The sequence below is a fragment of the Stagnihabitans lacustris genome, from assembly GCF_025950525.1.
Classification (GTDB): Bacteria; Pseudomonadota; Alphaproteobacteria; order Rhodobacterales; family Rhodobacteraceae; genus Stagnihabitans.
Map to the genome: position 1 here is coordinate 757,215 of NZ_JAPDGS010000002.1, position 9,975 is coordinate 767,189.

The following is a 9,975-nucleotide window of genomic DNA, read 5'->3' on the forward strand; positions in this document are numbered from 1 at the left end:
ACCGTTCAGAACGGCACCGGCGCCTTGAACTCCACCCATTCCCCCGACACCGGATGATGAAGCGCCAGGCTTTCGGCATGAAGCATCAGGCGGGGCGCCTCTGGCCTGTCCTCGGCATAGATCGGGTCGCCGATGATCGGATGACCCAAGCTGAGCATATGGACGCGCAGTTGGTGGCTGCGCCCGGTCAGCGGATGCAGGCGCACCCGTGTCGCCTCCGCTTCGCGCCCGATCACCTGCCAATCGGTCACGGCCGTCCGCCCGTTCACCTTGTCGATCATCTGGCGCGGCCGGTTTGGCCAATCGGCACACAAGGGCGCATCGACCTGGCCTGCCTCGGGGTGCAGCGCCCCGTAAACCCTTGCCACATAGGTCTTCTTCGCCCGCCTTTTCTCGAACTCCTGCCCCAGAAACCCCTGAGCCGCCTTGTTGCGGGCGAAGATCATCACGCCGGACGTGTCGCAATCCAGCCGATGCACCAAAAGCGTCCCGGGATAGGCCAGCCGCAAGCGGCGCTCCAGGCAATCTTCCCGCCCCTCCAGCTTGCCCGGCACCGACAGCAAGCCCGCCTGCTTGTCCACGACCAGGATTGCCGCGTCCTGATACAGGATCACGGGCGGATCGGCGGGCGGGTTATAGACGAAGTCTTTCATGCGATCTGGTGGCCCGCAGCGATCAGCCTGTCGCGCAGATGGGCGATATGGGCGGGCCCCACCTCGCAGCAGCCGCCGACGATCGTGGCGCCCTGCGCGACCCAGCCACAGGCGAAATCGGCATAGCGTTCCGGCGTCAGGTCATGGCGGTGGGTGTAATCGGGCGCCCCGCCGCCGTCGGGCAGGGGCAGGGCGGAAATCTCTGAAAAGCCATTGGCATAGGCGCCGAAGGGCAGGCCAAAGCCCTGCAGCACCGACAGCGCCGCCCCCATCGCCTCGGGCATTGAACAATTGGCCAGCACGGCTGATGCCGGCGCCGCGGCCAGCACGCCGGCCAGATCCGCCAGCGGCTCGCCTGACCGCAGCCGGGTCCCGTCCCGGTCATGCACCGACACCGACAGCCAGACCGGCCGCCCCGCCGCCTGCGCGCCGATCAGGGCGCCGCGGGCCAGTTCCAGCGACGACATGGTCTCGCACAGGATCACATCGACATGCGGGCCCATCAGCCGGGCCTTTTCCTGATACAGCGGCACGGAAACGGAAATATCTGGCGTCAGGTCGGGCCGATAGCTCTCGCCCAAGGGCCCCATTGACCCCGCAATGATCCCGCGCCCCGCCGCGGCGCGGGCCTCATGCGCCTCCATCAGGGCGCGCAGGTGCAGCGCATGGAACAGGTGATCCAGCCCGACGCCCACCAGCCGGTCATGCAGGATGTTATAGGTGTTCGTGGTCGCCACCGAGGCGCCCGCCGCGAAGTAATCGGCATGGATCGCCGCCACCAGCCCCGGATGGTCGATCATCACCCGCGTCGCCCAAAGCGGCGTCGGCGTGTCGCCAGAGCGGTGGACCAATTCCTGCCCCATGCCGCCGTCCAGAAGTGTGATCATCGGTCCATCTCCCTGCCGTTTCGCCAAGCCATAGCCCGGAGCGCCAGCCTCGCCAAGCCTCCCCCCAGCACTGTCTGCCCCCCGGGCCGTCCCCCCCGCGCCGCACCCCGTCACGCGCGCCAGACCGACCTTGTCACCGGCGCACAGGCCGGGGCGCGCGCCACCGCCGCCGCGCGGGCCGAGGCGCAGCCGAGGCCCCCCTAGCTCAGATCGTCCTGGTCGCTTTGCGGCAAACCGTCGTCCAGGGCGTAGTAATCCCCCCTGTCGCCCGCAAAGACATGGCCCGCCAGATGCCCGCCGGTGGCCCCCTCGCATACCCCGGCCTCGACCGAGGTCACGCCGCCCTTGGTGAAGGTCAGCCCCGATCCGCAGGTCGGGCAGAACTCGCGCAGGCCGCCATTCGGCCCGACATGACGCGCCACGGACCGCGCCTGCCAGTCGATCTGCTCCGCGTCGAAACTGGCCGAATAATGCCCCGAGGTCTTGCGGCATTGCGAACAGTGACAGGCCCAGACCGCACCCGCCGCATGGGGCACGGTGAACCGGTTGGCGCCGCACAGGCAGGCGCCATGAACCTTTGTCGCGGCCCTTGGCGTCGTGTAGTAGTCGCCGCCATCCTCATGGAACCAGTGTTCGGCTATGCGGAGCCCCGTTGGACCCTCCAGCGCGCCTGCGGCCAGTGACATCGACGCGCTGCCCTGCTCTTGCCAGAACAGGAACGCCCCGCAGCCGCCGCAAAAGCCGCGCCTGGCGCTGGGGCTTGCCTGATACCAGCGCAGCGTCTCGGCGCGGTCCATCTGCAGATGGGTCACGGGAACCGAGGTCGCCGCCCAATAATGCCCCGACTGCTTGCGGCATTGCGTGCAATGGCAGGCGATCACCGGACGCAGAGGCCCAGTGACGGTAAAGGCCACCCCGCCGCAAAGGCAGGCGCCCCGCATCAGGCGGCGTCCCGGAAGACCTGCGCCAAAAGCGGCACAAGCCAGGCCTCATCCTCGGGCGTGAAGGCCGCAGGCGTGTTGCTGTCCAGGTCCAGCACCCCCAAAAGCCGCCCCGCCCCGTTCCAGACTGGCAAAACCAGTTCCGACCGCGTGGTCGAGGAACAGGCGATATGGTCGGCAAAGGCCTCCACATCCGGCACGTTCAGCACCTGGCCGGTCCGGGCCGAGGCGCCACAGACGCCGCGCGAAAACGGGATGACCAGGCAGCCATGGCCGCCCTGATAGGGCCCGATCTTCAACAGCTCTGGCGCCACGACGCGGTAAAACCCGGTCCAATCTGCGAAAGGGTGGTGGTGATGCAGTTCGCAGACCAGGGTGGCCATCAGCGCGACGGTGTCGGTCTCGCCTGCCGTCAGGGCCAGGATGGATTGGCTCAGGGCCGGTCGATCCAGTTGGGTGCGGTCAATATCCAAGGGCACAGCCGTCCTTCCGGGGATCAGAGGCGCCCACAAGGACGCCGGTTTCGTCGATCAGGATGGCTTGCGCGCCACCCAGGGGCTCATCGGGGATCGTCACCTGATGGCCCATCTCCGACAGTTTGGCGATCGTGGCGGGGGCATAGCCGCGCTCGATGTCCAGGGTTTGCGCCGCAAAACAGCGTGGCGCGTCCACGGCCTCTTGCAGGCCCATGCCATAGGTCAAAAGGTTTGTGACCAGCCGCGCATGGCCGCAGGGCTGATAGGCGCCGCCCATCACGCCGAAGGGCATGGTCACGCGGCCCTTGTGGCGCAGCATGGCGGGGATGATCGTGTGCATCGGGCGTTTGGCCCCGCCCAGCTCGTTCGGATGCCCCGCGGCCAGGGTGAATCCCGCGCCACGGTTCTGGAAGTTGATGCCGAATTTCGTGCTGGCGAGGCCCGAGCCAAAGCCCCAGAAGATTGAATAGATCAGCGTCACCGCCATGCGGTCGCGGTCGACCACGGTCAAAAGCACGGTGTCGCGGTGGACGGCCTCGGTGATCGGCGCCGCGGCCTTCATCGCACGGGCGGGGTCGATCAGGGCGGCCAGTCGCGCCGCCGTCTCGGGCGCCAGCATGTGATCCAGACGCGGCGCGGTTTCGGCGATAAAGCGGTTGCGGGCGTCATAGGCCAGTTTCGCGGCCTCGGCCTCCAGATGGGCACGCTGGGGGCCGAAAGGGTCAAGCGCGCCGAGGTCAAAGTGTTTCAGGATGTTCAGCATCAGGATCGCGGTCGCGCCCTGGCCGTTTGGCGGATGCTCCAGCAGTTCGTGGCCCTGATAGTCGCCTGCGACCGGCGCCCCCCAGGTGGCCTTGACGGCGCCCAGGTCGTCATGGTCATGCAGCCCGCCAAGCGCGCGCAGCGAGGTGATCATATCCTCGGCCACCTCACCTTCGTAGAACCCCTTGCGACCCTGTTGGGCGATGCGGCGCAGGACCTCGGCCTGGCCCGGCGCGCGGAAGGTCTGACCCATGCGGGGGGTCTGACCGTTCACAAGGTAATGATCCCGGGCGGCGCCTTGCAGGCAGGCGGCTTCCTCGGCCCAGTCGAAAGCCACGCGGGGGGCCACGGGGACGCCCTCTTCGGCATAACGGATCGCGGGGGCCAGCGAGGCCGCAAGCCCAAGCCGCCCATGGGTTTCCGACATTGTGCAAAAGGCGTCTATGGCGCCGGGCAGCGTCACCGCCTCGATCCCGCGGATCGGCACGGTCTGGTGGCCCAAGTCGCGCAGGCGCTGCGCGCTGACCGCGGCGGGCGAGCGACCCGAGCCGTTCAGCGCCAGCACCTCTTCGCTGCCCGCAGGTTTCAGCAGGATAAAGCAGTCGCCCCCGATGCCGGTCATCTGCGGCTCACAGATGCCCAAAAGGACAGCGGCGGCGATGGCGGCATCGACCGCATTGCCGCCCTGTTTCAGGATGTCGATGGCCGTGGCCGTGGCCAGCGGATGGGACGTCGCAGCCATGCCATTGGCGGCATAAACGGCAGAGCGGCCGGGAAGATGGAAATCGCGCATGGGGTCTCCTTTGGCAGGAGATTAGGACGGGGGGCTTGCCGAGGGAAGGGGCGAAGGGTGGGGCTCTGCCGACTTGGCGGGAGGGCGGCACAGCAAAGGGGCGCTGCCCTGTGGGAGGGCGAGTGGTCCTTCGTGGGCGTTTGTGGCGCGCCGACTGGAGAGGGTGTGCCCTGGGGCGGGCGTCGCCTTGTCCTGCCTTTGGGCAGGAACCTCGGCGCCACGGACTGGGTGGGGGCTGTGATCCGCGGCGCCGAGGTGAAGCTTTATGCAGCTACAGGATCGACATTGCCCCGGGGCGGCGGCGATATTTGGGGCGGATCAGGGCTCTTTCGTGGCACTGACCCTGTTCGAGAAACAATCCCCCTCAATCGTCCTGATTGTCCACGGGAATACGAAAGCTCAGCGCGTTGCTGCCGTCCTGCCGGCGATAGGCAAGGTCGCGGGCCAGGTTGCGAATCAGGAACCAGCCAAAGCCGCCCTCGGGCAGATGTTCGGGCGCGCCGATCACCGGCAAGGTGCCGCGGGGCGGGGCGTTGTCCGGCATCGGCAGGCCCTGATCACAGATGCAGACCGTGATGTCGCCGCCCTTGCGCGACAGGCGCAACCGGATCTCTCCGGGCCAATTGGCATAGGCATGTTCGACGACATTGTTCAGCGCCTCTGCCAAGAGCAGTTCGGTCGTGCCGCGGTCATCGGCGCCCAGATCGGCCAGGATCGGCAGCGCCAAAAGCCGCGCCAAACCCTCGCGCACGGCGCCGGTTGTGGCGGCAAAGACCAGGTCGGCCGACAGGTCCCGCGGGACGCGGAAGCCGGGGTCAGGGTCGGGGAAGGGGTCGGCAGCCGTCATCGCAAAGGCTACCCCGTCAGCCGGCACGCCGAATTCCCTCGGGCAGGGACTTGTGGATGACAAAGACCGTGTCCATCCGGGTCAGGCGAAACACCTTTTCGACGGTCGTGGTCAGGCCCGACAGCTCTAGCCGCCGCACCGGGCCAAGCGCCTTCATCACGGCCACCACGGCGCCCAGCCCCGAGCTGTCCAGAAAGCCCACATTGGACATGTCCAGCACGACCCGGGCCGAGGGTTCGGCCACGATCTCGCGCATCTTTTCCTTGAACTGGATGGCGGAGGCCGCGTCGATGCGGTCGTCTTGCACGGTGATCAGAAGGACTTCGCCCTGATGTTCGGTTTGCAGGTTCATGGAACACCCTTTCGTCTTGGTTCAGGTTTGAACCTAGAGGGGAGGGGTTAGAGAATGGTAAGCGCGGTCAGTTCAATTGGAACTGAAGCGGATAGCGCCCATCCTCGAAATCGCCGAACAGGTCGGGCAGGTCGGGATGGCTCATCGGCTCTCCGGTCTCGTCGGGGACAAGGTTCTGCTCTGACACATAGGCCACATAGTAGCTTTGGTCATTCTCGGCCAAAAGGTGATAAAACGGCTGGTTCTTGGGCGGCCGTGCCTCTTCGGGGATGTTTTCATACCATTCGTCGGTATTCGAGAACATCGCATCGACATCGAAAACCACGCCGCGGAACGGGTGCTTGCGATGACGCAGCACCTGGCCGATGTGGTATTTGGCGGCGGTCGATAGCATCATGGCCAGTCTCCTTGGTTCTTTTCAGTAAACCTGTAACAAACTCATGTCCACCGATGCGGGACTCTGGCTGGGAAACAATCTGTGGCCCCCAGACCTACAGTTGGGCGGGATTCCGCCCGTTTCCCCCAGCGGACCCATTGGAAAACCCCGGGCTTTCGCCTATCTTCGGCCAAAACCAAGAGCGCCCGGCCGTCAAAAGGCCAGAACGCTCACCGACCGGCCGACACTTGGCCACAAAACGCATGAGGGGCAGATGAGCAGAGTTTCCCGTGCGTCGATCCTGTTGCTGTTTCTCGCCTCGTGTGGCGGGGGCAACTTTTCGGCGCCTCGCAACATGGATGACGCCTGTTCGGTGATCAAACAGCGGCCGCAATACCTGCGGGCAATGCGGGCGACGCAATCGAAATGGGGCGTGCCGATTTCGGTGCAAATGGCGATCCTGTATCAGGAAAGCAAATTCATCGGCAATGCGCGCACCCCGCACCAATATGCGCTGGGGGTCATCCCGATGGGGCGGCAATCTTCGGCCTATGGCTATGCGCAGGCGCTGGATTCCACCTGGGACGAATACAAGAAGGACCAGCGGCGCGGCGGCGCGCGGCGCGACAATATCCGCGATGCGACCGATTTCATGGGCTGGTATATCGACGAGACCTCGGCCGAGCTGGGGATATCAAAGGGCGATGCCGAAAGCCAATACCTGGCCTATCACGAGGGCCGGCGCGGCTATGCCAATGGCAGTTACAAGGCCAAGGGCTGGCTGGTCGATGTGGCGGCGCGCGTGGGGTCGCGGGCGCAGATGTATCGCGAACAACTGCGCCGCTGCTTGCGGTGAAGGGCTGACTACGCGGGGCAGCGCCGGGGGGGGGGCAGCGCCGGATAGGCTGACGCCGGGGGGGGTCAGTTGATCCCGCGGCGCGCCTTTTCTTGATCAATCGAAAACAGGTTGGGCGAAAAGCTCTGGCCCGTGGCCAGCGTGCCCAGCGTCAAAGAGGTCTGGTTGCCGACCTCGTCCGTCGTGATCCAGCCCTTCAACCGCAAGGGACTGTCGCCAAAAATCAGCTCGATTGAACCCATGTCGGCATGGGCCGGGTCCTGGGCCAGCACATGGGTGTCGCCCTGAAACTCGGTATGGTCCACCACCATCCGCGAGCTTTCCAGGTCGATGTTGCGCCCCAGGATCAGGTTCAGCGGCGTCTGTTGCAGCTGATAGGTCTGGGGCGGGGCATTGGTCTTGCCGTCAAAGACCGCAACGATCCCCTGCGAGGCCAGCACAAGCGTCTTGTCCGGCTTGGCATATTCGAACCGCGCAAAGCCCGGGCGTTTCAGGATGATCTTGCCGGTCGAGGTGCTGCCGTCCGCGTTCACCTGATCGAACGGGGCTTCGGCCGTCACCAGGTCTTGCAGATAGGCCGAGATCTGGCCAAGCGGCACTTCGGCGGCGGACAGGGGCGCGGCCCAAAACAGGGGCGCAAAGGCGAGCGGGGAGAGGAGGGCCAGGATATTCATGGCGCCAATATAGGCACTTGGGCCGCCTGTTGCACGTCACCCTTTGTCACATCGGCGTAAGCATGCCTTTGCCCCTTTGGGTCTGTGACCTGCCAGGCTGCGCCTTGGGCCACAAGGTAATTCGGCCCGATGGGCACTTTGCCATGGCCGCCGGGGATATCCAGCACATAGGTCGGCTGGGCGATGCCGGACAGGCGACCGCGCAGGGTCTCCATGATCTTTTGGCCCTCGGCTATCGTGGTGCGGAAATGCGAGGTGCCTTTCGCAAGGTCGGCATGGTGCAGGTAATAGGGCTTGACCCGGTTGGCGATCAGGGTGCGGAACAGCGCCTCCAAAGTGTCGGGATCGGCGTTGACGCCTTGCAGCAGGACGGATTGCGACAGGAGGGGCACGCCCGCGCGGGTCAGCTTGCGCAAGGCCGCCGCGGCCTCGGGCGTGATTTCGGCCGGGTGGTTGGTGTGGACGACGACCCAGACGGCGGGGCGGATGTCCAGCGCCGCGATCAGCGCGTCGGTGATCCGCGCCGGTTGAACGACGGGGATGCGGGTGTGAAAGCGCACGACATCGACATGGGGGATGGCGTCCAGCCGTTGCAGGATGGCGGTCAGGCGGCGGGGCGACAGGACCATCGGGTCGCCGCCGGTCAGGATGACTTCGCGGATGGCCGGGGTGGCCGCGATATGATCCAGCGCGGCTTTCAGGTCGTCTTCGGGCAGATGCCCCGAGGCGCCGACTGATTCGCGGCGAAAGCAGAACCGGCAATAGACCTCGCAGGTCTGGGTGGCGTGCAAGATCACCCGGTCGGGGTAACGATGGGTCAGGCCGGGGGTCGGCTCATGCGCGTGGTCCCCGATGGGATCGGAAAGTTCCTCAGCGCGGGTCAGCATCTCGGCCAGGGTCGGCACGAACTGCGCGGCGAGTTCGGGGCGGGCCATGGCCTCGGTCACGCTGATGCGGAAGGTCTCGGCCACGGGGGCCAAAGCGGGGGCCTCGGCCTTGGTCAGAAGACCGGCGGAAACAAGCTGATGAAGGGTGGTAAGCGTCATGCCGGCCTGATGGCGCCGGTTGCGGGGAATGACAAGGGGGCAGGGGCTGGGCTAGGGTAGCAGCGAAAAGAGGTGGCGGATGTTTGCACGGATTTCACGGCGCGGGGTTTTGGCGGGGCTGATGGCGGCACCCATGGCGGCTTTTGCCGATCAGTTCGCCCCGGTGGCGGATGCGGGCTGGGAGGACTGGGCCGCGCGATTCCAGGGCCGGGCTTTGGACCAGGGCATCTCGCAGGCCACCCTGCGCGCGGCCTTTTCCCGGGCGGGCTTTGTCCCCGGCGTCATCGAAAAGGACCGCAACCAGGCCGAAAGCATCTGGGGGATGGAGGATTACCTTGCCATCACCGCCAATGACGAACGCGTCACGGCCGGGCGCAAGGCGCTGCGCCGCAACCGAGGGCTGTTGCGGAAGCTGGAACAGGCATATGGCGTCGATGCCCATGTTCTGACCGCGATTTGGGGCGTGGAAAGCTATTACGGCACGAAAAAGGGCACGGTTCCGGTGATTTCGGCGCTGTCGACCCTGGCCTATGAGGGGCGGCGGGGCGAGTTCTTTGAGGGCCAGTTGATCGCCGCGCTCAAGATCTTGCAGCATGGCGATACCACGGCGGACCGGATGCTGGGCGGCTGGGCCGGCGCCATGGGGCATATGCAGTTCATCCCCACGACCTACCGCGCCTATGCCGTCGATGCGACAGGCGACGGGCGGTCCGATCATTGGGGAGAGGACCCGGCCGATGCCTTGGCCTCGGCCGCGCATTACCTGGCGGAGTCGGGTTGGCAGCTGGGTCAGCCCTGGGGCGTCGAGGTTCAGGTGCCGCCGGGCACCAAAGAGGCCACCCGCACCGTGGCCGAATGGGCGGAACGGGGCGTGACGCCGGTGACAAGGATTGCCGGAGCGGCCAAGGCGAAACTTGTGACCTCTTCGGGGCCGGGGTTCTTTCTCCTGCGCAATGGGCGGGTCCTGGGCGCCTATAACGCCAGCACCCGCTATATCGTCGGGGTGGGGGTTCTGTCGGACCGGGTGAATGGCGGCGGGGGTCTGAGGGGCACATTCCCGCCCGATGGCACGGGGCTGACCCAGGCCGAACGGGTGCGGGTGCAGACGCGTTTGACCGCGCTTGGCTTTGACACCGGGTCGACCGATGGGGTCTTTGGCCGCAAGACCAAGGCCGCGCTACAGGCCTGGCAGGCGGCCACCGGGCAGCCTGTCACGGGTCAGGCATCACCAGAAGTGCTGCGCGCCCTGCGCTGAAAGGCTTGCGCCTTGCCGCCTTGGCGTTTATCGGCAAGGAATCTTCAGGAGCGTGCA

General features: G+C 66.1%; 12 protein-coding genes. 2 read left to right on the forward strand and 10 right to left on the reverse strand.

What is annotated here, in order from left to right; all coding sequences use genetic code 11:
• Positions 1-5: 5 nt before the first annotated feature.
• The 8 genes from NX862_RS08360 to hspQ all read right to left on the reverse strand — a co-directional run bounded on the left by NX862_RS08360 (position 6) and on the right by hspQ (position 6,105).
• Positions 6-653, reverse strand: a complete 648-nt coding sequence (locus tag NX862_RS08360; RefSeq protein WP_264493431.1) for an RluA family pseudouridine synthase — start codon at positions 651-653, stop codon at positions 6-8.
• Positions 650-1,540: a homocysteine S-methyltransferase family protein gene (locus NX862_RS08365; protein ID WP_264493432.1), complete on the reverse strand. Its 891-nt coding sequence runs from the start codon at positions 1,538-1,540 to the stop codon at positions 650-652. Before NX862_RS08365 ends, NX862_RS08360 begins: the two co-directional genes overlap by 4 nt.
• Before the next feature lie 200 nt (positions 1,541-1,740).
• Positions 1,741-2,481, reverse strand: a complete 741-nt coding sequence (locus NX862_RS08370) for a GFA family protein (protein WP_264493433.1) — start codon at positions 2,479-2,481, stop codon at positions 1,741-1,743.
• Positions 2,481-2,960: a GAF domain-containing protein gene (locus NX862_RS08375; RefSeq protein ID WP_413694544.1), complete on the reverse strand. Its 480-nt coding sequence runs from the start codon at positions 2,958-2,960 to the stop codon at positions 2,481-2,483. Before NX862_RS08375 ends, NX862_RS08370 begins: the two co-directional genes overlap by 1 nt.
• The gene (locus tag NX862_RS08380; RefSeq protein WP_264493434.1) at positions 2,944-4,512 is read right to left on the reverse strand and encodes a gamma-glutamyltransferase family protein; all 1,569 of its coding nucleotides are present in this window, start codon (positions 4,510-4,512) and stop codon (positions 2,944-2,946) included. The genes NX862_RS08375 and NX862_RS08380 overlap by 17 nt, the downstream gene beginning before the upstream one ends.
• Positions 4,513-4,876: 364 nt before the next feature.
• The gene (locus NX862_RS08385) at positions 4,877-5,359 is read right to left on the reverse strand and encodes an ATP-binding protein (protein ID WP_264493435.1); all 483 of its coding nucleotides are present in this window, start codon (positions 5,357-5,359) and stop codon (positions 4,877-4,879) included.
• A gap of 16 nt (positions 5,360-5,375) precedes the next feature.
• Positions 5,376-5,711, reverse strand: a complete 336-nt coding sequence (locus NX862_RS08390; RefSeq protein ID WP_264493436.1) for an STAS domain-containing protein — start codon at positions 5,709-5,711, stop codon at positions 5,376-5,378.
• A 67-nt stretch (positions 5,712-5,778) separates the two neighbouring features.
• Positions 5,779-6,105: a heat shock protein HspQ gene (gene hspQ, locus NX862_RS08395; RefSeq protein WP_264493477.1), complete on the reverse strand. Its 327-nt coding sequence runs from the start codon at positions 6,103-6,105 to the stop codon at positions 5,779-5,781.
• A gap of 256 nt (positions 6,106-6,361) precedes the next feature.
• On the opposite strand from hspQ, the gene NX862_RS08400 reads away from it, so the two are divergent.
• On the forward strand, positions 6,362-6,943 hold the full coding sequence (locus tag NX862_RS08400; protein WP_264493437.1) for a transglycosylase SLT domain-containing protein: 582 nt from the start codon (positions 6,362-6,364) through the stop codon (positions 6,941-6,943).
• Positions 6,944-7,008: 65 nt separating this feature from the next.
• Here the strand turns inward: NX862_RS08400 and NX862_RS08405 are convergent, their stop codons facing one another.
• Together NX862_RS08405 and NX862_RS08410 are read right to left on the reverse strand one after the other, a co-directional pair.
• Positions 7,009-7,617, reverse strand: a complete 609-nt coding sequence (locus NX862_RS08405; RefSeq protein WP_264493438.1) for a LolA family protein — start codon at positions 7,615-7,617, stop codon at positions 7,009-7,011.
• The gene (locus tag NX862_RS08410) at positions 7,614-8,663 is read right to left on the reverse strand and encodes a lysine-2,3-aminomutase-like protein (protein WP_264493439.1); all 1,050 of its coding nucleotides are present in this window, start codon (positions 8,661-8,663) and stop codon (positions 7,614-7,616) included. The genes NX862_RS08405 and NX862_RS08410 overlap by 4 nt, the downstream gene beginning before the upstream one ends.
• Positions 8,664-8,742: 79 nt before the next feature.
• On the opposite strand from NX862_RS08410, the gene NX862_RS08415 reads away from it, so the two are divergent.
• Positions 8,743-9,918, forward strand: coding sequence for a lytic murein transglycosylase (locus tag NX862_RS08415; RefSeq protein ID WP_264493440.1), 1,176 nt, complete (start codon positions 8,743-8,745; stop codon positions 9,916-9,918).
• The last annotated feature ends 57 nt before the right edge of the window (positions 9,919-9,975 follow it).

What these genes read in the sequence shown, in the direction of transcription:
- NX862_RS08360 (WP_264493431.1), bottom strand. Translation starts at nt 653, where the DNA reads ATGAAAGACTTCGTCTATAACCCGCCCGCCGATCCGCCCGTGATCCTG.
- NX862_RS08365 (WP_264493432.1), bottom strand. Translation starts at nt 1,540, where the DNA reads ATGATCACACTTCTGGACGGCGGCATGGGGCAGGAATTGGTCCACCGC.
- NX862_RS08370 (WP_264493433.1), bottom strand. Translation starts at nt 2,481, where the DNA reads ATGCGGGGCGCCTGCCTTTGCGGCGGGGTGGCCTTTACCGTCACTGGG.
- NX862_RS08380 (WP_264493434.1), bottom strand. Translation starts at nt 4,512, where the DNA reads ATGCGCGATTTCCATCTTCCCGGCCGCTCTGCCGTTTATGCCGCCAAT.
- NX862_RS08385 (WP_264493435.1), bottom strand. Translation starts at nt 5,359, where the DNA reads ATGACGGCTGCCGACCCCTTCCCCGACCCTGACCCCGGCTTCCGCGTC.
- NX862_RS08390 (WP_264493436.1), bottom strand. Translation starts at nt 5,711, where the DNA reads ATGAACCTGCAAACCGAACATCAGGGCGAAGTCCTTCTGATCACCGTG.
- hspQ (WP_264493477.1), bottom strand. Translation starts at nt 6,105, where the DNA reads ATGCTATCGACCGCCGCCAAATACCACATCGGCCAGGTGCTGCGTCAT.
- NX862_RS08400 (WP_264493437.1), top strand. Translation starts at nt 6,362, where the DNA reads ATGAGCAGAGTTTCCCGTGCGTCGATCCTGTTGCTGTTTCTCGCCTCG.
- NX862_RS08405 (WP_264493438.1), bottom strand. Translation starts at nt 7,617, where the DNA reads ATGAATATCCTGGCCCTCCTCTCCCCGCTCGCCTTTGCGCCCCTGTTT.
- NX862_RS08410 (WP_264493439.1), bottom strand. Translation starts at nt 8,663, where the DNA reads ATGACGCTTACCACCCTTCATCAGCTTGTTTCCGCCGGTCTTCTGACC.
- NX862_RS08415 (WP_264493440.1), top strand. Translation starts at nt 8,743, where the DNA reads ATGTTTGCACGGATTTCACGGCGCGGGGTTTTGGCGGGGCTGATGGCG.